Here is a 23157-nt window from a genome sequence, read left to right as displayed (position 1 = left end):
CATGCGTAAACTGATAAAAAAATACCTAGTTAAACAATTCTATTTTTTTAAATGGGTGATGCGCTACTTTAAATCTATATCTTTTTCTAAGCCAGAACAGAAACAGATTATAGTTTGTTTTGACGGTGTGTTTCCACATGGTGGATTGGTAGATCGTTTAAAAGGTATCATCTCTTTTTATCAAGTTGCCAAAACATTAGACTATGATTTTAAGATATTATTTTATAATCCTTTTGCATTAGACCAATTTTTAGAACCAAATCAAGTAGATTGGCTTATTAAACCAGAAGCCATTAAATGGCATCCATTTAAAGACCAGTTTGTACATGTGGTTAATGATTTTAATGTACATCCAATAGAACTTATTAAACAAAAAAAAGCGAATCGTTATTTTGTATATACGAATATAGATTATGGACGCACTCTTTTTCCTCATTTAAACGAAGACGCTTTAGCGCAGCAATGGAATACAGATTTCACATCACTTTTTAAACTCTCTGATCTTTTAAATCAGCGTTTACAAGACATAGATACATCCAATTTTATTGCTTTTCATACTCGGTTTACCAGTATTATGGGTGATTTTAAGGATACCACTTCTTTAATATTATCAGAAGGAGAGCAAAAGCAATTAAAACATAAACTATTGGAAAACATAAAGACCTTAAGAGCTAATAAAACTGCTTATATTTTTTCAGATAGTATTAATTTTATTAATTATGTGACTGCGAATAGTTCTATAAAAGCTGTAGAAGGTTTGCCATTTCATATGGATAATTTTGAAAAAAATAGCCAAATAGAAGGACATTTAAAAACGTTGATAGACTTTTTTATGATTAGTAAAAGCAGTCAGGTTTATTTTTTAAAAACAGAAGTCATGTATAACAGTAGTTTTTCTAAATATGCTGCTATTGTTGGAGAAACACCATTTACCTACGTTGATTTATGATAGTTATTGTGCATCATAATAATAGGGTTGTAAAAGTGTTACATAACGCTCAGGTTATTGATGGGTATTTAAATCAACCTTTAACAGAAACGTTTATTGCTTTGGCATCTGCTTACCCAGATTCTCTTATTTTATGGTGCCACCAAAGTTGTGAAGCACATATTAATTATGAAGGCTTGACGGAAGTATTTCATCATCAACGTATTCTGGCGAGTTTTTATATAGGTTCTCATTATTTGCCAGAGCAAATAGATTATGTAGAGCGCTCTTATTATCTAAAAATTAATAAGCAGGTGACTTATCCTACTTGGTTAATGTCTAGTATGGTTGGTGGCGTTCATGCATCTGTAGTCAATACAGTGACGTCTATTTTTCCTAAGTCTAGTCCTTTTGATTATTACTTAAATAGCTTAGCTAAGCATGGTATGACGCAAGGTTTATTTTGTTATTCATCACCAGATTTACTAAAAGAAAATGTATCGATAAGTTATCAGCAAGAAACAGCTTCTATTTCTATTTTATATCAGTTTGTAAAGCAGCATTATAAATGGGTTTGGGTTTATTTTTTGACCTTAGCTTTATATGTTTATGAAAAACGATTACCAATCGCAGCATTTTTAAAATCTTTATTTTATAAACAACAGCATTTTGATTTTGAATTAGAGCAGATAACCATAGATAGTTTGAAACAAGTTAACACAACGACTACAGTAGATGTCATTATACCTACCATAGGAAGAAAAAAATACTTGTATGATGTGTTGGTAGACTTATCAAAACAAACCCAATTACCCAACCATGTGGTTATTGTTGAGCAAAACCCAGATCCAAACTCTATATCCGAATTGGATTATTTGACCACACAAGATTGGCCTTTTAATATAAAACATACCTTTACTCATCAAACCGGTGTATGTAATGCTAGAAATATAGCATTGTCTCAAGTAGAAAGTGAATGGACTCTATTAGGTGATGATGATAACCGATTGGAAGCAGACGTTATAGCATCTTTACTAGAAGCAGTGACTAAATATGGTGTTACTGTAGGTACGACTGTGTATTTACAACCACATGAAACACAAACATATTTAAATACGGCACAAACTAGTATTTTTGGAGCAGGCAATAGTTTAATCAAGTCAGAGTTAATTAAACAAGTACAGTTTGATAAACGCTATGAGTTTAATTATGGTGAAGACAATGATTTTGGAATGCAGTTACGCCATTTAGGAGAAGATGTGATTTATTTTGCAGATATAAAAATAACGCATTTAAAAGCACCTATGGGTGGATATAGAACAAAAGTGAAACAGCTATGGGAAGATGATCTTATCCAACCCAAACCATCACCAACGATTTACTTACTTCATAGTACCTATTTTACATCTAATCAATTACAAGGGTATCAATTATTGTTAGGACTAAAAAGCTATAAACGTAGTCATGAAAAAAATCCTTTTAAGTTTGTAAAACAATTTAAAACGAAATGGCAAAAAAGTGCTGAGTGGAGTCAAAAACTAACCCAATCTATTAATGCTTAAACTCTATACCAATACTGATTTTTTAATAGAAACGTATCGACGTCAAGTCTTTCCGTTACTGTTCGACTTGGTGTTTAAGCCAAACCAAGAACTGCTTAGTTTGTATCAAATTACCGATACCATTAATGAGGCAGATGTAGTTGTGTTTCCTATAGATTATGCGGTGTTTATTAAGCATCAACAAGTTAGTCAAGAATTATTACAACTCGCCAAGCAGCATCAAAAACCATTATGGATTTATACTGCAGGTGATTATGGGTATACTAATTATATTAAAAATAGTTATACGTTTAGATTAGGTGGTTTTGATAGCCAATTGTCTAAGACTACTTTTATAATACCTTCATTTATAAATGATCCTTATTCGACTTTTATAAATTCAGAATTTAAATCTTTAGAAAAAACAGAACAACCTAATATAGGTTTTGTAGGACACGCCCAATTAGGATTTAAAAAGTGGTTAAAAGAGTTAGTTAACCATTTAAAATATAGTTTTAAGCGTTGTTTTAAAGGTTGGTTGGTAGATAAACAATCGTTTTACCCTTCAAGTATTAAACGTGCAAGGTATTTACAAACATTAGCAGTAAACGATAAAGTAAATACCAATTTTATACTTCGAAATCAATACCGCGCAGGATTACATAATGAAGACACAAGACACGACAGTAGTATTGCATTTTATGGCAATATTTATAATACTGCTTATACCTTTTGCATTAGAGGTGTTGGCAATTTTTCGGTACGTTTTTATGAAACTCTAGCAGTAGGACGTATACCTGTTTTATTAGATACAGACTGTAGATTACCGTTAGCAAACATTATTGATTGGCAAAAACATTGTGTGATTATTGATGCTAAAAGTAAGGTGCCAATTATTAAACAAATCCTAGATTTTCATAAGTCATTAAGTGAAGCTGAATTTAAAGCATTACAACAAGCTAATAGAGAGCTATGGTTAAAGTATTTAAAACGTGATGCCTATTTTAAAGCCATTTATAAACAATTTAAAGCAAGGTCATTATGAGGTTTTCTTTAATTGTTTGTACATATATGCGTCCGCAAGCTTTACTAACTTTGTTGAAATCGGTAAACGAACAAAGTTTATACCCAGATGATATTTTAATTATTGATGGATCTACAAATAATGATACCAAAACTATTTTAGAAGAAAATCCTTTTAAAAATTTAAGATATTATAAAGTAGATGATTCGCAACGCGGATTAACTAAACAGCGTAATTTTGGGATTAATCAAGTAGGAGATGCTATAGATGTGGTTTGTTTTTTGGACGATGATATTGTTTTAGAGCCTGATTATTTTAAACAGCTTTTATCAACCTACACTATTTGTCCTAATGCATTAGCAGTAGGCGGTTATATTACTAATGAGGTACGGTGGGAAACTTCAGATGGTAAGGACAAAAAAGATCAGTTTTATTTTGATGGCTACATGCGTAATGAACCCTCGCGATTTAAGTTAAGAAAACTCTTTGGTTTGTTACCAGATGTAACACCAGGTTATATGCCTACATTTTCTCATGGTAGATCGGTTAGTTTTTTACCACCTTCAGGGAAAACCTATCAAGTAGAACAGATTATGGGAGGCGTGTCTAGTTATAAAAAAGAAGTGTTTAATACGCATAAGTTTTCTGATTATTTTGTAGGATATGGACTTTATGAAGATGCAGATTTCTCTTTACGACTAGCTAAAAAAGGCGATTTGTATATTAATACCAATGCACGATTAGCACATTATCATGACGCTTCAGGACGACCAAACCAATTTAAATACGGTAAAATGGTATTAAGAAATGGCTGGTATGTATGGCGTGTTAAATATCAAAACCCGAATTTAAAAGCAAAGTTTAAATTTCATGCAACGTCTTTGTTGTTAACATTGATAAGAATGAGTAACATCATTACTACTAAACATCGAAAAAAAGCATTGACCGAAAGCTTAGGACGTGTTGTTGGGTGGTTTTCTATTATCTTTAATCCGCCAAAAGTCAACCGATGAATTTTTTAATCCTAACACATGTGCCTCATATTTACCAAAACCAAAAATGGTATGGCTATGCGCCTTATGTGCGAGAGATGAATATTTGGTTAAAATATGTAGATGAAGTGACTATTGTTTCACCTGTACATCAGGCAAAACCGTCTGCAATTGATATGGCTTATCAACATGATCAGATTATACATAAAGCAATTCCTGAAATAGCTTTTATTAATTTTTCAAGAGCTTTAAAGTCTTTAATATCTTTGCCTTTAATTTTGTTTACATTGTATAAAGCTTGTCAGCAAGCAGATCATATTCATCTACGCTGTCCTGGTAATATAGGTTTATTAGGTTGTTTGGTTCAGTTGTTTTTTCCTAAGAAAATAAAAACCGCTAAGTATGCAGGTAATTGGGATCCAAAATCTAAACAACCCTTAAGTTACCGTTTACAAAAGTGGTTGTTAACTAATACTTTTTTAACTAAAAATATGACTGCTTTAGTTTATGGTGAGTGGCCTAATCAAACTGAAAATATTAAACCATTTTTCACAGCTACTTTTACCGAAGATGAAAAAGAGCCTTTAGACATAAGAGATTACAGTGCTACTTTAGAGTTTATGTTTGTAGGAAGTTTAGTAGACGGTAAGCGTTCTTTATTTGCTGTTCAGTTAGTTGAGTACATGTTAAAGCAAGGTAAACAAGTACGATTACACGTATTTGGTGATGGCGTTTTAAGACCTGAAATAGAAAATTATATTAAAAAACATCAATTAGACTCTCATATCGTTTTACATGGTAATCAGCCAAAAGATGTTATAAAAACCTATTATAAAACATCCCATTTTTTAATTTTAGCGTCAAAATCTGAAGGTTGGCCAAAAGTGGTTGCGGAAGCGATGTTTTTTGGAGTTATTCCTTTATCTACGCGAGTTTCTTGCATATCAACGATGTTAGGTCATGGAGAACGAGGTATACTTATAGATTCAGATTTAGATCAAGCAATTAAAATGTTTAATAACTATACTGAAGCAAATTTTAAGTCGATGTCAATAAAAGCTTTAGAATGGTCGCAAGCATATACTTTGGATCGATTTGAAAAGGAAATTAGGGATTTGATTTTGTTTGAAGAAAATAGAGTATAGGGATAAGAGGAAATAAACAAGAATCAAGAATCAAGAATCAAGAACCAAGAGACAAGAGGTAAAAGTATGCAGTCAGCAGTCAGCAGTTTGCAGTAGGTAGCTGGTAGATAATAGAAGTAAGAAGTTGTATGGTTAAAGTAATGAATAGTAATTAGAAAAATGAAAGTATTACAACTTATAGATAGTTTGGAAGCAGGAGGCGCAGAACGTGTTGCGGTAAATATCGCTAATGCTTTATCGGCTGAAATTTCTAAATCTTATCTATGTAGTACAAGACAAGAAGGTATACTTAAAGCATCCTTAGACCCAAAGGTTGATTATTTGTTTTTAAACAAGAAACGAACATTTGATTTAAAAGCAATTATAAGGCTTAAATACTTTATTAAAAAAGAACAAATCGATATTATACATGCCCATTCTAGTTCTTTTTTTACAGCTACATTAGTTAAATTGTTATATCCAAAAATTAAAATTATTTGGCATGATCATTATGGGCATAGTGAATTTTTATATCGACGTCCCATACGTATATTACAATTATGCTCTTACTTTTTTAATCATGTGTTTAGTGTTAATCAGTTATTAGCTTCTTGGGCTGAGAGAAAATTATATGTAAAGTCTGTGAGTTACTTACCTAATTTTTCAGTTGAAAATAAACAGTCGTTAGTGACTCAATTAAAAGGCGTAGAAGGAAAACGAATAGTTTGTTTAGCTAATTTAAGACCGCAAAAAGATCATATTAATTTGTTAAATACTTTTAAAGCAATAAGTCATCAACACCAAAATTGGACTTTGCATTTGGTGGGTAAAGATTTTGAAGATGATTACTCTCAATCTATTAAGCAATATATCAATAATTTTAAGTTGTCTGATGGGGTTTTTGTATATGGGAGTTGTTCAGACACTTCTGCTATTTTAAAGCATTGTGATATAGGTGTGCTATCTTCAAAATCTGAAGGTTTACCTTTAGCTTTAATTGAATATGGTTTAGCAGGTTTACCTACTATAGCTACTAATGTAGGGCAATGTAAAGAAGTAATCATAGATCAACAAACAGGACTGTTAGTACCGCCTAGTGATCCAGAATCACTAAGACACGCTTTAGACTATTATATTAATAATCCTTTAAAACAAGAATTGTTTGGGAATGCTTTACGCCAACATATAGAAGATAATTTTTCAAAAAAGCCTGTTATTTCAACTATTAAAGGGATATATTCTAACTTTGTGCCTCATTAATGGATAAACAGTATTTAAATATATTAGGACTACACGTTGTTTTGGGCTTGTTAATTTTCTCATTCAGGTCTTTTGGTGACATCTATTTTTATGGGTTAGTTGTTTATTTCTTTTTTAGGATTATCAGTGCAAAACCTAACTTAAAAGCATTTGAAATTATTAAAGCTTGTGCCTATGTTTTGGGTGCTGAGGTTATTTTAAGGATGACAGGTAGTGGGTTGTTTTATGAGTCTAGCAAATACCTTGTGATAGTTTTTTGTGTAATAGGACTTTTTTATAGAGGTTTTCATTTTAAAGCGTTTCCATATATCTTTTATATTTTACTATTAATCCCAGGTATATATGTATCATTATATCTTTTAGACGTTAGTTACAATATAAGAAAAGCTATAGCTTTTAATTTAAGTGGACCTGTAACTTTGGGAATAGCAGCTTTGTTTTGTTACAAAATTCAGTTAAGTAAAAATCAACTTGGTACAGTTTTAAATTTTATAATTTATCCTTTAGTAAGTACTATGGTTTATATTTATACATATAATCCTAATGTTTCAGAATTTGCTAATAGTACAGGGTCTAATTATGTAACATCAGGTGGTTTTGGTCCTAATCAGGTGGCAACAGTTTTAGGTTTAGGTTTTTTTTTAATAACTGTCCGGTTTTTTTATTTTTCTAAATCCAAACTAATAAAGTATCTTGATTTATTATTTATTTTACTTTTTGCCTTTAGAGCGATAGTTACCTTTAGTCGTGGAGGTGTATTTACAGCAATTATAATGATAGTTGCTTTTATATTTATTCAATATAAAAGTATGGATAAGGTTAATAAAGCTAGAATGCTATCTTCTGTAGTGGTTTTTTTGGTCCTGGGAGCAGTAACTTGGATTATATCTACCATACAGACTAATGGAATGATTGAAAAGCGCTATGCCAATCAAAATGCAATAGGCGTGGAGAAGGACGATATTACAACTGGACGTACAGATTTATTTTTAGCTGAGTTTGAAGAGTTTTTAGAACATCCTTTTGTAGGTGTAGGTGTAGGACGTATCAAAGATTTGCGCTTTCAAGAAACAGGTATACACGCTGCCTCACATAATGAAATGAGTCGAATTATATCTGAACATGGAATTCTTGGCGTAATGGCGTTTAGTATTTTACTTTTAGTTCCTTTATTTTTTAGGTTAAAAGATCGGAGTAATGTCTTATTTTTTTCTTTTTATCTCTTTTGGTTCTTGACTATTAACCACTCCTCAATGCGTATTGCAGCACCAGCGTTTATATATGCTTTAAGTTTAATACATATTAAAGATGACTCATCTCGTTTACATAGGAAACAAGTTAGCGCATAAAGGTAATACAGCGTCTACTATTGATACCTTGGGTCTTCATTTTGAAGATTTAGGTTATAAAGTGACTTATGCGTCTTCTAAAAGTAATATTTTTTTACGTTTATTAGACATGTTATTAACCGTTTTTAAACAGCGTAAAACAGCCAATTATGTATTAATTGATACTTATAGTACTTTAAATTTTTATTTTGCTTTAGCTGTTAGTCTGTTGTGTCGTCTTTTAAAGTTGAAATACATACCTGTTTTACACGGCGGAAACTTGCCTAACCGTTTAACAAATAACCCTAAGCTTAGTCAACTAATATTTAAGTATTCTTACATTAATGTATCACCTTCAGATTATATAAAGCATCATTTTGAAACTAAAGGTTATACATGCAAAGTCATACCAAATAGTATTAATATTAGTCAATATGAGTTTAATACTCGAGTTATAGATGAGGTAAAACTACTTTGGGTACGCTCTTTCTCTAAAATTTATAATCCTACTTTAGCTATAGATATTTTAGAGACTTTGAAAGTAAAAGGGTATAATGCCTCTTTATGTATGGTAGGACCTGAAAAGGATGGCAGTTTAGAGACGACCAAAGCTTACGCTAAATCTAAGTGCTTAGATGTAACCTTTACTGGTGGTTTAACCAAATCTGAGTGGATTTTACTATCTAAAGATTACAATATATTTATAAATACGACTGACTTTGATAATATGCCAGTAAGCGTTATAGAAGCTATGGCGTTAGGATTACCGGTTATTTCTACAGATGTTGGTGGTTTGTCATTTTTAATTCATCACCAAAAAGATGGTTTATTAGTAAAATCAAGACAAGTTGAAGGTTTTGTAAGTGCTATACAACAACTTAAAGAAGACTCTTTATTACTATCATCTATTACAAAACAAGCTAGGGTAAAAGCCGAAAGTTATGACTGGTCTACCATACAAAAAATATGGTTATCTGTCTTAAAATGATAATTATAAATTTGTCGATACACTTGTTTAAAATTTTTATGTTTTTATCTTTGGTAAAATTCTTCCAACCAATAGCCAATGGATAATACAAGTGGCATACATTTTGAAATTTCCGAGCGTAAAATTCTACTACGTATTTTCGACTTGCTTTCTATAGGTGGCTCTTTGTACTTAGTGAGTACTATATTTAATTTTGATTATTTTTTGGTAAATAAAGAGCATTGGGCATGGATTTTTGTGCTAGCACTTTATATATCTGTTTTTGGAACAGTTTTAGAGCTGTACGATTTACAAAAATCTAGCCGAATGGAAACTGTGGTAAGTACCATAATATTAACCACTTCTATAACCGTACTTTTCTATTTATTAACTCCTTTTTTTACACCATCTTTACCTGATAATAGATTGCAGATTATCTATTTTTATATTGCTATTTTATTAGGATTGTTTGTTTGGCGTTGGGCTTATATTACCTTTATTTCTTCACCACGTTTTTATAAGCGTGTATTACTTATAGGAGAAACCTCTAATATTAAAAGTATTGTTAAGGCTTTTAATAATGCAGACCCAAATTATGTTATTGTAGGTTATATAAATTGCGAGAGTGATAAAAAAGACGCAGTTAAGTTTACTGCAGTTAAAGAATTTAGCTCTAAGCAAATTAGAAAGGTGATAAAAGATGAAGGAATTTCTGAAATTGTTGTCGCAAGTTATAATTCAGAAAATATAACGCCAACGATATATTCAGAGCTTATGTCTTTGCTAGAAAAAGGTTTTCCAATCAAAGAGTACACACAAGTTTATGAGGATATTACTTATCGTGTCCCTGTGCAATTTGTAGGTAAAGATTTTTATAAATACTTTCCTTTTAGTAGAAATAATAAAAACAAATTTTACCTTGCTTATAGACGATTATTAGATATAATTTTATCTGTAATAGGATTGGCTATAGGAGTATTGTTCTTACCTTTAAATTTAATAGGAAACGCACTTGGTAATAGAGGTAAACTGTTTTATACACAAGAGCGCGTAGGTAAAAACGGAAAACCTTTTACTATATATAAATACAGAAGTATGGTGAAAAACGCCGAATCTGCAGGAGCAGTTTGGGCAAGTAAAAATGATAGTCGTGTCACGCCTTTTGGACGTTTTTTACGTACGTCTCGCTTAGATGAAATTCCGCAATTTATAAACATCTTAAAAGGCGATATGAGTTTGATAGGTCCAAGACCAGAACGACCTGTTTTTGTTAAAGAGTTGTCTCAAGTCATTCCTTTTTACGAAACTAGACATATTGTAAAACCAGGACTAACAGGTTGGGCTCAGGTTAAAGCACGTTACGGATCTAGTGTTGATGACAGTTTGTTAAAACTACAGTATGATTTGTTTTATATTAAACATCGTAGTTTTATGTTAGATATAAATATTATCATTAAAACCTTAAGTACTGTTATTTTCTTTAGAGGACAGTAAATCTAAGTTTGAATTTTGAAGGTTTAAAGTTCTAGTATTTTTAGAGGTAAGAGTAAAATTTATCGAGAACTACTATTTCTTTAAAAACTTCAATAGAAATATGTATCTTACGAATAGCGCAATTAAAAGCGGAATTAAAGTTGGAGCAAATTGTTGTACACCACTAATCCAATGCACAACTAGTAAACATAGCATTAATACACAAAACTTAATATACCCTATAAACCATTTTTTTGGTTTTGCTTTATAAGCTTGGATTACCATTACTAAACTTAAAGGAAAAGCCCATAATAAGTTATAGTTATAACCCGTAGCGGTATGATCTGTACCGAACCATAGTAAAGTTAATAGTATACCTATTACAGCTAAAATTAACTGTATAAAAGCATCTAACCCTTTTGTTCTTCGCTGTTTTTTATGATCGTTAAAGGTTATATAGATGATTAATATAGCAATAAGACCTAAAACAAAAATTGGACTTAATAAAAAAGTTCCGTTTTTAAATTTAGTATCAGAATTAATAATTGTTTTACTATTACTAACTAATTGTCTATTATTTATTGTAGCCTCACTGTAAAATGCATGTATGTTTTTAGGTAAAAACATGTGCTCTCTTGGTGTTGCGGTTCGGTCTATAATAGCTCCTAATGCAATATCTATTCCTAAGCTTCCCCAAGTATTAGGATGCAATTGATCTTGAATTAATGTGCGGAAAGTTTTGTCTTCGTAATTATCAGGTAATTGGTAGTCAATATTACCGTTAGTAGCATTTTCTATAACATCTCTAATTTTTGTAGCACAATTATCATAGAAAAAATCATATAAATAAGCCCCTTGATTTTTTGCGTAATTAGTTTCTAAAAATGTATAAACGCTTTGCTTTTCTTCAGCAGAAAGATTAAGAGTTTGTTCTTTAATACTTCTGTTTTGTTGTTTGTAAAAATTAACTAAGTTATTGTAATTAGCTTTACCTTGTAAGTAGTTCAGTTTTCCTCTAGCGAAGTTGAGGTAAAAGTTTGGGTCTTCAAAATTATAACGACCAAAGTCGTATACAATATCGCTGTAACTTGTTTTTAGTCTAATACCACTATGTCCAAACGCATCATTAAGGTTATTGCCAGGACCAATGGTTAATACACTAATTTGTGTGTTGTTAGGGATGTTTTTTTGTGAAAAAGCAATTGTAACACAAAGTAGAAAAAGGAAGCGTAAAAGTAGTTTCATAAGATAGGGTTATCTAAAGATACTAAAATCTAATTTTAAAGAAAATACGTTAGAATATAATGCTACACTTTGGTCACCAATATCTGTAAACGCATAATCTACCTGTATACCGTTGTATTTAAACCCAACACCAAATGTAGGCTGGAAAGTTAATTGCTCTGAATTATCTATCTGTAATTCATTTTGAAAATTACCCATTCCGCCACGAAGATATATCATGTCAATATATCCAAACTCAAACCCAAATGCAGGGTTAATGCTAGCAAAAGAGGTAGAGATAACATCATTATTTTGTTCAAATCTTACATTTAAATCTATTTCTGCTTCTAATGTATAATCGTAGTGAAAGCGGTATAGTTTTGCAACACCAATTTGTAGTTTAGGTATTGTAATTTCGGTAGTTTCTGGTAATTCTTGGTTTTGACCTTCAACAGCATTCTGTACTTTGGCAAATTCTTCTTCGTTAATTGACCATGCGTTATACGTTGTTGTGATGTCTCTTGCCATAACACCAAACTTCCAATTGTTATCTGTTTCAAATTGAATAGCAGCATCAAGACCTACGCCCCAACTTGAAGCAAAATCGCCAATAATACGGCGTATAATTTTAGCATTTACGCCATAGCTTAAACCTTGAATAGGTAAGTTTCTTGAATAAGATATTGTTAATCCATAATCTGCAGTAGAGAAGAGGCTTATACGATCGTAATTTACATTACCTTGTTCGTCAATTAACTGAGTAGTATCTAAAATATCGTCTACAGCAAATCTAATTAAAGACACTCCGAAAGCACTATTATCATCTAAAGGCATAGCAAAACCGGCATAGTCATAATTTGCAATGTTAGCAAAGTAACTAGAGTGCATTAAAGCTAATTGGTTGTCTTCTAAATTGATTAATCCAGCAGGATTCCAGTAACCTGCATTTACATCGTTAGATCTTGCTACTACAGCGTTACTTTGTCCCAAAGCAGCAGCATCTACACCTATATTCATAAATTCGTTAGAATATTTACGGGTGGTTTGTGCGTTTAATGGGATGAACACCAATAATATAAGAGAAGCTAAAAGTAATCTCAATTTCAATTTTTTTTACAAAGATGCTATATTTTTTCTACATATTAAACTTCAATTTTAATAGTATATTGTTTGTAAGTTGTTTTAGACCAAAATTCTTTACTATTTTTACAAAAAACTAATGCATGAATATTAAAGCCTTTATTCCTAATTTTGTCACACTTCTTAATCTTTTATGTGGAAGTATAGCTGTGGTTTTTGTTGTAAATAATCACTTTACATTAGCAGCAATTTTTGTTTTTTTAGGTATATTTTTTGATTTTTTTGATGGGCTTTTAGCAAGAAAATTAAACGTACAAAGTGAGTTAGGAATACAATTAGATAGTTTAGCAGATATGGTTACTAGTGGTTTAGTGCCAGGTTTAATTATGTATAAATTGTTAGAATTAGCAACTAATACAAATGGAATAACTATAACTGATGATTGGTCTGATAGTTTATATTGGTCTGGCGTTAATGTTAGCTTTTTGCCTTTTTTAGGGTTACTAATTACGTTGTCTTCAGCCTACAGATTGGCACGTTTTAATATAGACGAAGATCAACAAACCTATTTTAAAGGCTTACCAACACCAGCTAATGCTTTGTTGGTATTGTCTTTACCTTTAATTTTAGAATTTCAGAACAACGATTTGATAAATGCGACTATTTTAAACCCTTGGTTTTTGGTGGTTTTAACTTTGTTAAGTACTTATTTATTGAATTCGCCAATTAAACTGTTTGCCTTAAAATTTAAAAGTTACGGTTTTAAAACCAATGCTGTGCGTTACATTTTTTTAATACTTAGTGTTGTATTACTAATAGTTTTACAATTTGCAGCAATCCCTTTAGTTATCTTACTTTACATTTTATTATCATTATTTAATACAATCAATTAATAACTATTATGTTAGAAAACATTTTTACCCTTCTAATGCTTATAATGTTACAAGCAGTTTTAGGTTTTGACAATTTACTTTACATCTCTTTAGAATCTAAAAAAGCACCAAAAGACTCTCAAAAGCGCGTTAGAAAAGTAGGTATTTTAATCGCTATAGCTTTAAGAATAGTGCTGTTATTTGTGTTAGTATCTATTATTGGTTTTTTTAAAGAGCCATTTTCTTTCTTAACAGGAAGTGTAGAAAATGTAGTAGATTTTGCATTTAACGGTCACAGTTTAATTGTTCTTGCAGGTGGCGGATTTATAATTTATACTGCTATTAAAGAAATTTGGCATATGATTGGTACACCAGATATACATGAAACCTTAGAAAAAGAAACCAAAGGTTTTAAAAGTGCTAACGCAGTAGTTGTTAGTATTGTTATTATGAATTTGGTGTTTTCTTTTGATTCTATTTTGGCAGCAATAGGCTTAACTAGTGATATTGAAAGCTCTACAACAGCTTTTATAATTATGGCAATTGCTATTGTATGTAGCGGTTTATTAATGCTATTGTTAGCAGATAGAATTTCAACATTTTTATCTAAAAATAGAATGTATGAAGTTTTAGGTTTATTTATCCTTTTTATAGTTGGTATAATGCTAGTGACAGAAGGAGGACATCTAGCACATATCAAATTTTTTGGTAATGAAATTACACCAATGAGTAATACTACATTCTACTTTGTTATCGCTGTTTTAGTTATTGTAGATATTGTACAAGGACGCTATCAAAAGAAATTGTTAGTAGAGAAAGCAAGTGTTGAGAATAAAAAAGAAGAAAATTAATTATCTGATTAGATGATAATTTTCAATTATATTTTCTTTAGTATATATAAAAGCATATCAATTACAAATAATTGGTGGCCAAAAAAATCTACAATAAGTGCTATTACTGTTTTATTATATTTTAATCTTTTGACGATTTTAGCATTCTTAAATGAAGAGATATTAAAAACTAAAATTTTATTTTTTTTTATTTTTATAATAACTTTTGTACTACCACACTTTTATTATTACAAAAAGGGAAGGCTTGAAGAAATAATTGAAAAATTTGAAGAAATAAACAGGAAAAAACTATTTAAATATGACTTATTAGTTTTGACATACGTTTGTGCTTCAGTTTATCTGTTTTTTTATAGTTTGAATGTTAGTAATGAAATACCTTTTATTTTAATAAGTATTATTTTAATTACATCATTATATTCTTATCTTAAAATAGTAAGGTTTGATTAGAAACTAATTTAGTAATGACTTTTTCGGATTAACGAGAAAAGCTAAAGCTAATTTTTACTGCATATTGCTGACTGATTACTGCGTACTGCCAACTGAAAACTGCCAACTGAAAAAACCTACTCGCGTATTTTCTTTTTACGTAACTCGAAGTTTTGACCTAGGTATACTTTACGTACCATTTCATCATTAGCTAATTCTTCTGGTTCACCAGCTTTAAGTATACTACCTTCAAACATTAGGTATGTGCGATCTGTAATAGCTAACGTTTCTTGTACGTTATGGTCTGTAATTAAGATACCAATATTCTTTTTAGTTAACTGTGCTACAATACGTTGTATGTCTTCTACAGCAACAGGATCTACACCAGCAAAAGGCTCATCTAATAAAATAAAACTTGGGTTTGTAGCTAATGCACGTGCAATTTCTGTACGACGTCGCTCTCCACCAGATAATAAGTCTCCACGATTTTTACGTATGTGACCTAAACTAAACTCTTCAATTAACGCTTCCATACGCATTAATTGTTCTTTTTTACTAAGTTTAGTTAGCTGTAATACGCTTAAAATATTTTCTTCAATACTTAATTTTCTAAATACAGAAGCTTCTTGGGCTAAGTAACCAATACCATTTTGAGCACGTTTGTACATTGGGTAATTGGTAATATTAGTATTGTCTAAAAAAATATTTCCGCCATTAGGTTTAATTAAACCAACAATCATGTAAAAAGACGTTGTTTTACCTGCACCATTAGGTCCTAAAAGCCCAACAATTTCACCTTGATTTACTTCAAGAGATACGTCTTTTACTACTTTTCGTCCGTTGTAGGACTTCATTAAATGTTCGGCTCTAAGCTTCATCTGTTGATTTAATTTTGCTAAAAATAGTCATTTCAATATAACTATTAAAGTGTCACTTTTATTTTATATAAAGTTTAACCCTTTTGGTTTTCAAGTTCTTCCCAATACTCGTAAGCACGACGTAAGTGAGGAATTACTATTGTACCGCCAATTAGTGTACCAATACTTAAGGTTTCCATTACTTCTTCTTTTGTTACACCTTCTTTATAACAAGACTCTAAATGGTATTTTACGCAATCGTCACAACGTAATACTGTAGAGGCAACTAAACCAAGTAGCTCTTTAGTTTTTACGTCTAGTGCACCTGCAGCAAAAGCATTGGTGTCTAAGTTAAAAATACGTTTTATTATTTTGTTGTTATCACCAAGAATTTTATCGTTCATCTTGGCTCTGTAATCATTAAATTCTTTAACTAGATCTGACATGTGATTTGGTTTTTTTTCTTTCTCTTTTTAATACAATTCTTGAAATATGAATGCTAATTTCGTATAAAATTATTACCGGAATAGCTACTATTATTTGACTAGCTATATCTGGCGGAGTGATTACTGCTGAAATAATTAAAACAATAACCAGCGCAAACTTTCGGTATTTGCGTAAAATTTCTGGAGTTACTAAACCTAATTTGGTTAAAAAGTAAATTAAAATAGGTAGTTCAAAAATAATTCCTGATGCAATTACAGATGCTCTTACTAAACTTATATAAGATGAAATGTCAATCTCGTTAGATACTTCTGCACTTACCGTATATGTTCCTAAAAAGTTTATAGATAGAGGTGTTATTACATAATACCCAAATAAAACACCTAAAAAGAATAACAAAGATGAAACTACAATAAATCCTCTTGAAGTATTACGTTCATTATCATTAAGTCCAGGACTAATAAACTTCCATAGTTGATATATAACATAAGGAAAAGCAATAATAAAGCCTGCATAAATAGACGTCCATATGTGTGCAGAAAACTGACCAGCCATCGTCCTGTTTTGGATGATAAACGGGAAAGATTCTCCGCAAAAAGTAGAGTCTTCTACACTAACCAAGTTTGCAAGAGCGCATAACCATTGGTAGGTAGGGAATTCCATTTTTTTAGGCGCAAAAATGATATTGTCAAAAATAAATCCCTTAAAGATAAAAGCGACTGTGCCACAAAGTATAACGGCACCAACAATACGTATAAGATGCCATCTTAAATCTTCAAGATGATCTAAAAAAGACATCTCGTTTACATCCTTTTTTGCCATTATATAATACCTTCTTTTATTAAATCGTGTAAATGTACAACACCAGCATAATGACCTTCTTTTTCAACCAGTAATTGAGAGATTCCGTTCTCCTCAAGTACTTCCATAGCATCTATAGCCATAGCATCTTCTGCTATACGTTTTGGGTTGCTGCTCATAATATCTTTTGCTGTAAGCGAAGAAAAATCGTCTACTTTACTAAGCATACGTCTTAAATCTCCATCTGTTATGATGCCCACAATTTTTTTGTCTTCTACAACAGCTGTAACACCAAGACGTTTTTCAGAAATTTCAACAATAACATCTCTAATGCTTGTATTTAACGTAACTTGAGGTTTTTCGTTTACAGAAGAAATATCAAGTACGCGCAAGTATAGTTTTTTACCTAAAGCGCCACCAGGATGGTATTTTGCAAAATCTCTGCTAGTAAATCCGCGTAATTCTAATAACGTAACAGCCAACGCATCACCTAAAACTAATTGAGCTGTAGTACTTGTTGTTGGTGCTAAATTATTAGGACATGCTTCTTTTTGTACGTAAGAATTTAACACGTAATCTGCATGTTGTCCTAAAAAAGAATCTTTGTTACCAGTTAAGGCAATCATTTTATTTTTAGCGTTTTTAATAAGTGGAACTAAAACTTTAATTTCAGGAGTATTTCCGCTTTTAGAAATGCAGATCACAACATCATCTTCTAAAATTAAACCTAAGTCACCATGTATAGCATCTGCAGCGTGCATAAACACAGCTGGTGTGCCAGTAGAGTTTAATGTAGCAACAATTTTAGTAGCTATAATAGCACTTTTACCTATGCCTGTTATAATAACACGACCTTTAGAGTTGTAGATTAATTGGGTAGCGTTAACAAAATCATCGTCTAATAAAGATTTTAAATTTAGTATGGCTTGTCCTTCTAATTCTATGGTCTCTTTAGCACTCTTTAATATGGAGGCATTATTTTTCAAAGTATTTTATTTTTTTGGTTTATAAAGATTTTAGTATCTTTAATTTTAAAGCAGCAAATTTAGGGATTATTTCATTAGTGAAATATTTAAACTCTTAAATTATTTTGCTGTTTTATGTGTTAAATGTAACTAATTAATAAAATTTCAAATCGTTCGTATAGTGAAAAGTGATTTGCATGCAGCATTAAAAAAATATTTTGGCTTTGGTGAGTTTAAAGGCTTACAAGAGCAAGTAATAAAAAGTATATTAGATCAAAACAATACCTTTGTTATTATGCCTACTGGTGGCGGTAAAAGTTTATGTTACCAACTACCAGCATTAATGCAAGAAGGTACGGCAATAGTAGTTTCTCCTTTAATAGCTTTAATGAAAAATCAAGTAGACGCCATAAGAGGTGTCTCTAATGAAAATGGTATTGCACACGTTTTAAATTCTTCATTAAATAAAACGGAAGTAAAACAAGTAAAAGCAGATATTACCAACGGTGTAACTAAATTGCTTTATGTAGCTCCAGAATCTTTAACAAAGGATGAGTATGTAGAGTTTTTACGATCTGTAAAAATATCTTTTATGGCAGTTGATGAAGCCCATTGTATTAGCGAATGGGGACACGACTTTAGGCCAGAATACCGTAACCTAAGAAACATTATAAAACGTATAGGCGATAATATACCTATTATAGGTCTAACAGCAACAGCAACACCTAAGGTGCAAGAAGATATTCTTAAAAACTTAGGGATGACAGATGCTAATACTTTTAAAGCATCTTTTAATAGACCTAATTTATATTACGAAATACGTCCAAAAACCAAAAATGTAGATTCAGACATCATTAGATTTATCAAACAACATGAAGGTAAATCTGGTATTGTTTACTGTTTAAGTAGAAAACGTGTTGAAGAATTGGCACAAGTACTACAAGTTAATGGTATAAAGGCTGTACCCTATCATGCAGGTTTAGATGCTAAAAAAAGAGCATCTCACCAGGATATGTTTTTAATGGAAGATATTGATGTAGTGGTAGCAACAATAGCATTTGGTATGGGAATAGATAAACCAGACGTGCGTTTTGTAATTCATCATGATATACCAAAAAGTATAGAAAGCTATTATCAAGAAACAGGTCGTGCAGGAAGAGATGGCGGTGAAGGACATTGCTTGGCTTATTATTCTTATAAAGACATAGAAAAATTAGAAAAATTTATGTCTGGTAAACCAGTAGCGGAGCAAGAAATTGGTCATGCATTGTTACAAGAAGTAGTTGCTTTTGCAGAAACATCTATGTCTAGAAGAAAATTCATTCTTCATTATTTTGGAGAAGAATTTGATAACGAAACAGGAGAAGGAGGCGATATGGATGATAATATGCGTCATCCAAAAGAAAAAGAAGAAGCAAAAGACAATGTCGCTATTATATTAGATGTTGTAAGTAAAACAAATGCAAAGTACAAGTCTAAAGAACTTGTAAATGTTATAGTCGGTAAATCTAATGCCTTAATTAATTCTCATAAAACAGATACACAACCTTTCTTTGGTGTAGGTAAAGACAAAGAAAAAAGTTACTGGATGGCATTAACACGACAAATGCTAGTTGCTGGATTACTAAAAAAAGATATCGAAACCTATGGTGTCATAAAACTTACAGATGAAGGAAAAAACTTTTTAAGTAACCCAACATCTTTTATGATGACAAAGGACCATGATTTTAGTGATGATAACACAGATAATGTTATAACAGCATCTAAAGGAAGTGGAGCAGTAGTAGATGAGCAATTAATGAAAATGCTTAAAGACCTGCGTAAAACAAACGCTAAAAAATTAGGTGTACCACCATTTGTTATTTTTCAAGATCCTTCTTTAGAAGATATGGCGCTTAAATACCCGATTTCTATAGAAGAATTATCTAACGTGCATGGTGTTGGCGAAGGTAAAGCAAAAAAATACGGTAAAGATTTTGTAAAACTTATCTCCAAATATGTAGAAGATAATGATATCATAAGACCAGATGATATGATTGTAAAATCTACAGGAAGTAATTCTGGAATAAAATTATACATTATTCAAAATGTAGATAGAAAATTACCATTAACAGATATAGCGTCTGCAAAAGGCATGGAAATGCCAGCATTTATTAAAGAAATGGAAGCTATTGTCTATTCAGGGACCAAACTAAATATCGATTATTGGATAGATGAAATTTTAGATGAAGACCAGCAAGAAGAACTACACGACTATTTTATGGAAACTGAAACCGATAAGATAGATGTAGCTTTAGACGAATTTGATGGCGATTACGACGACGAAGAATTGCGTTTATACCGAATAAAATTTATTAGTGAAGTCGCTAATTAATTTCAAAAAAAAAATAAAAAAAGTCATTGTATTTACAATGACTTTTTTGTTTTAGAAAATAACTAATCATTAAAAATTTTAAATGCTAATTAGTAAATTTTAAATCATTACGTATCTTTGCAATTCATTAAAAAAATATGACAATGCAAGACGGTTTATACGCAAAATTTAATACTTCAAAAGGAGCAATTCTTGTTAATTTAGAATTTGAAAAAACACCAGGGACAGTAGGTAACTTTGTAGCTTTAGCAGAAGGTAATATGGAAAACTCTGCAAAACCACAAGGAACACCTTATTACGATGGATTAAAATTTCACAGAGTGATTAGTGATTTTATGATTCAAGGTGGTTGTCCTCAAGGTACAGGTACAGGAAATCCAGGTTATAAATTTGATGACGAAATTCACCCAGATTTAAAACACGATGGACCAGGAGTTTTAAGTATGGCAAATGCAGGACCAGGAACAAATGGTAGTCAATTTTTTATCACTCACGTTGCAACAGATTGGTTAGACGGTAAGCATACCGTATTTGGAAAAGTTGTAGAAGGGCAAGATGTTGTAGATGCGATCCAACAAGGCGATGTTATTGAGTCTTTAGAAATTGTAAGAGAAGGTGATGCAGCAAAAAACTTTAACGCTATTGAAGCTTTTAGAGTATTTGAAGGTGCTAGAGAAAAACGTATTGCTGAAGAACGTGAAGCAAAACGTGCTGAGTTAGATAAATTAGCAGCAGGTTTTGATGAAACTAAAAGTGGTTTACGTTACCAAATCATACAAAAAGGAAGTGGTAAAAAAGCCGAAAAAGGTAATCAAGTTTCTGTACATTATAAAGGACAATTAGCAGACGGAACTGTATTTGATAGTTCTTACAAACGTAACGAGCCTATCGAGTTTTTAGTAGGTATGGGACAAGTTATACCAGGTTGGGACGAAGGTATTTTATTATTAAACGTTGGTGATAAAGCACGTTTTGTAATACCAAGTGATTTAGCTTACGGTTCTCGTGGTGCTGGCGGTGTTATTCCACCAGATGCAACCTTAATTTTTGATGTAGAATTAGTAAATGCTAAGTAAACTTTAGCTTACAAACTCAAAATAAAATAAAAACCTCACAGGATTAGTCTTGTGAGGTTTTTTGTTAGTTGGTAATTGTTTATTGAAAACTGAATTACTTATATTTTTCAGCGGTCAACTCAGCAATTTTGCAAATCACTTCTGTTGCTTTTATCATACTTTCTACAGGGACATACTCATAACGTCCATGAAAATTATGTCCGCCAGCAAAAATATTAGGACAAGGTAAGCCCATATAACTTAACTGTGATCCATCTGTACCACCACGAATTGCTTTTATTAACGGTTTAATATCTAATTGTTTCATGGCTTCTTCAGCAATATCAACAATATGCATTACAGGTTCTACCTTTTCTTTCATATTGAAGTATTGATCCTTAATTTCAATCGTTACTACTTCACGCTCGTATTGTTGGTTAAGCTCGTCGGTTAAGTTTTGCATCACTTCTTTTCTAGCTTCAAAATGCTCTTTGTCGTGATCACGAATAATATACTCTAGTACGGTTTCTTCAACTTCACCTTTTACAGAATATAAATGAAAAAATCCTTGATAACCTTCAGTATGTTCTGGAGTTTCTAGTCTTGGTAAGGAGTTGATAAACTCTGTAGCAATATACATAGAGTTAACCATTTTTCCTTTAGCATAACCAGGATGTACAATTTTTCCTTTCACTTTAACTACAGCGCCAGCAGCGTTAAAATTTTCGTATTCTAACTCACCAATTTGACTTCCATCCATGGTATAAGCCCAATCCGCACCAAACTTTTCGACATCAAATTTATGTGCGCCACGACCAATTTCTTCATCTGGAGTAAATCCAACTTTAATGGTTCCGTGTTTGATTTGAGGATTTTTAATCAGGTATTCCATTGCTGAAATAATTTCACAAATACCAGCTTTATCATCAGCACCTAAAAGCGTTGTACCATCGGTAGTGATTAAGGTTTGACCTTTGTAAAGTAATAAATCTTCAAAATAATCCGGAGATAAAACAATGTTTTCAGCTTCATTTAGAACAATGTCCTTTCCATCATAATTATCTACAATTTGCGGATTAACATTAGCGCCAGTAAAATCTGGCGACGTATCAAAATGCGAGATAAATCCAATAGTTGGTACGTCATGATCCACATTACTTGGTAATGTCGCCATGATATAAGCGTTTTGATCAATAGTTACATCTTTCATGCCTATATTTTGTAATTCTTGCACTAATGCATTGGCAAGATCCCATTGTTTTTTGGTACTTGGTGTTGTGTCGCTATTTGGATCAGATTCAGTATCTACAGTTACGTAGCTAACAAATCTTTTGATGATGTCTTCTTTTGAAATCATATTTTGGAGTGTTTATTTTATTTGAAAGTATAAAAGTACAATTATTCAAGATTTTCAATAGTACATTTATTGGTAAAATTAAATAAACTTCAGTTCGAGTGATTTTTGAGTGGCAACTGAGCGTAGTCGAAGTTGAGCGAAAAAATTTTATCTAGAACTAATAATACATTAAAAATTCTTGTTTTCGATACAAATTTTTATTCATTTTAATCAT

The 23157-nt window shown here is 31.4% G+C and carries 20 protein-coding genes; 13 read left to right on the top strand and 7 right to left on the bottom strand.

What is annotated here, in order from left to right; translation table 11 throughout:
• Position 1: 1 nt before the first annotated feature.
• The 9 genes from H574_RS0107735 to H574_RS0107695 all read left to right on the top strand — a co-directional run bounded on the left by H574_RS0107735 (position 2) and on the right by H574_RS0107695 (position 10658).
• The gene (locus H574_RS0107735) at positions 2-949 is read left to right on the top strand and encodes an O-fucosyltransferase family protein (protein WP_036227350.1); all 948 of its coding nucleotides are present in this window, start codon (positions 2-4) and stop codon (positions 947-949) included.
• Positions 946-2490 (top strand): glycosyltransferase family 2 protein, encoded by a 1545-nt coding sequence (locus H574_RS0107730; protein WP_027880031.1) that lies wholly within the window; start codon positions 946-948, stop codon positions 2488-2490. The genes H574_RS0107735 and H574_RS0107730 overlap by 4 nt, the downstream gene beginning before the upstream one ends.
• Positions 2483-3514, top strand: a complete 1032-nt coding sequence (locus H574_RS14380) for an exostosin domain-containing protein (RefSeq protein ID WP_081653193.1) — start codon at positions 2483-2485, stop codon at positions 3512-3514. Before H574_RS0107730 ends, H574_RS14380 begins: the two co-directional genes overlap by 8 nt.
• Complete coding sequence (locus tag H574_RS0107720; protein ID WP_027880029.1) at positions 3511-4506, top strand: glycosyltransferase family 2 protein; 996 nt, start codon at positions 3511-3513, stop codon at positions 4504-4506. Before H574_RS14380 ends, H574_RS0107720 begins: the two co-directional genes overlap by 4 nt.
• Entirely contained in the window at positions 4503-5630 is a 1128-nt protein-coding gene (locus H574_RS0107715; protein WP_027880028.1) for a glycosyltransferase, read from the top strand. Before H574_RS0107720 ends, H574_RS0107715 begins: the two co-directional genes overlap by 4 nt.
• Before the next feature lie 159 nt (positions 5631-5789).
• Positions 5790-6869 carry a glycosyltransferase gene (locus tag H574_RS0107710; protein ID WP_027880027.1) on the top strand — a complete coding sequence of 360 codons (1080 nt, stop codon included), beginning with the start codon at positions 5790-5792 and terminating at the stop codon, positions 6867-6869.
• Positions 6869-8218 (top strand): O-antigen ligase family protein, encoded by a 1350-nt coding sequence (locus H574_RS0107705; RefSeq protein ID WP_027880026.1) that lies wholly within the window; start codon positions 6869-6871, stop codon positions 8216-8218. The genes H574_RS0107710 and H574_RS0107705 overlap by 1 nt, the downstream gene beginning before the upstream one ends.
• A complete protein-coding gene (locus H574_RS0107700) occupies positions 8178-9185 on the top strand; it encodes a glycosyltransferase family 4 protein (protein ID WP_027880025.1) in 1008 nt (335 codons plus the stop codon). Before H574_RS0107705 ends, H574_RS0107700 begins: the two co-directional genes overlap by 41 nt.
• Positions 9186-9263: 78 nt before the next feature.
• Positions 9264-10658: a sugar transferase gene (locus H574_RS0107695; protein WP_027880024.1), complete on the top strand. Its 1395-nt coding sequence runs from the start codon at positions 9264-9266 to the stop codon at positions 10656-10658.
• A gap of 72 nt (positions 10659-10730) precedes the next feature.
• Here the strand turns inward: H574_RS0107695 and H574_RS0107690 are convergent, their stop codons facing one another.
• Positions 10731-11882: a lipoprotein N-acyltransferase Lnb domain-containing protein gene (locus H574_RS0107690; RefSeq protein WP_027880023.1), complete on the bottom strand. Its 1152-nt coding sequence runs from the start codon at positions 11880-11882 to the stop codon at positions 10731-10733.
• A gap of 9 nt (positions 11883-11891) precedes the next feature.
• Entirely contained in the window at positions 11892-12962 is a 1071-nt protein-coding gene (locus H574_RS0107685; RefSeq protein ID WP_081653192.1) for a putative type IX sorting system protein PorV2, read from the bottom strand.
• Positions 12963-13084: 122 nt separating this feature from the next.
• Between H574_RS0107685 and H574_RS0107680 the strand changes: the two genes are divergently transcribed.
• Positions 13085-13834, top strand: coding sequence for a CDP-alcohol phosphatidyltransferase family protein (locus tag H574_RS0107680; RefSeq protein WP_036227347.1), 750 nt, complete (start codon positions 13085-13087; stop codon positions 13832-13834).
• Positions 13835-13842: 8 nt separating this feature from the next.
• Positions 13843-14664, top strand: coding sequence for a TerC family protein (locus tag H574_RS0107675; protein ID WP_027880020.1), 822 nt, complete (start codon positions 13843-13845; stop codon positions 14662-14664).
• Positions 14665-15227: 563 nt separating this feature from the next.
• Here H574_RS0107675 and lptB read toward each other — a convergent pair.
• The 4 genes from lptB to H574_RS0107650 form a co-directional block, all read right to left on the bottom strand.
• Complete coding sequence (gene lptB, locus H574_RS0107665; protein ID WP_027880018.1) at positions 15228-15968, bottom strand: LPS export ABC transporter ATP-binding protein; 741 nt, start codon at positions 15966-15968, stop codon at positions 15228-15230.
• Between the two features lie 74 nt (positions 15969-16042).
• Positions 16043-16393 carry a carboxymuconolactone decarboxylase family protein gene (locus H574_RS0107660; protein WP_027880017.1) on the bottom strand — a complete coding sequence of 117 codons (351 nt, stop codon included), beginning with the start codon at positions 16391-16393 and terminating at the stop codon, positions 16043-16045.
• On the bottom strand, positions 16377-17213 hold the full coding sequence (gene tatC, locus H574_RS0107655; protein WP_027880016.1) for a twin-arginine translocase subunit TatC: 837 nt from the start codon (positions 17211-17213) through the stop codon (positions 16377-16379). Before tatC ends, H574_RS0107660 begins: the two co-directional genes overlap by 17 nt.
• Entirely contained in the window at positions 17213-18178 is a 966-nt protein-coding gene (locus tag H574_RS0107650; RefSeq protein ID WP_027880015.1) for a KpsF/GutQ family sugar-phosphate isomerase, read from the bottom strand. The genes tatC and H574_RS0107650 overlap by 1 nt, the downstream gene beginning before the upstream one ends.
• 160 nt (positions 18179-18338) lie before the next feature.
• Here H574_RS0107650 and recQ point away from each other — a divergent pair, with 160 nt between their 5' ends.
• Together recQ and H574_RS0107640 are read left to right on the top strand one after the other, a co-directional pair.
• Complete coding sequence (gene recQ, locus H574_RS0107645) at positions 18339-20531, top strand: DNA helicase RecQ (RefSeq protein WP_027880014.1); 2193 nt, start codon at positions 18339-18341, stop codon at positions 20529-20531.
• A gap of 143 nt (positions 20532-20674) precedes the next feature.
• The gene (locus H574_RS0107640; protein ID WP_027880013.1) at positions 20675-21607 is read left to right on the top strand and encodes a peptidylprolyl isomerase; all 933 of its coding nucleotides are present in this window, start codon (positions 20675-20677) and stop codon (positions 21605-21607) included.
• Between the two features lie 94 nt (positions 21608-21701).
• On the opposite strand, the gene pepT is transcribed toward H574_RS0107640, so the two are convergent.
• Positions 21702-22943 (bottom strand): peptidase T, encoded by a 1242-nt coding sequence (gene pepT / locus H574_RS0107635; RefSeq protein WP_027880012.1) that lies wholly within the window; start codon positions 22941-22943, stop codon positions 21702-21704.
• Positions 22944-23157 lie beyond the last annotated feature (214 nt).

It is taken from the genome of Mesoflavibacter zeaxanthinifaciens DSM 18436, assembly GCF_000422365.1.
Taxonomy (GTDB): domain Bacteria; phylum Bacteroidota; class Bacteroidia; order Flavobacteriales; family Flavobacteriaceae; genus Mesoflavibacter; species Mesoflavibacter zeaxanthinifaciens.
Note: the sequence above shows the minus strand (reverse complement) of the source record. Positions and strands in the feature narration are given on the sequence as shown.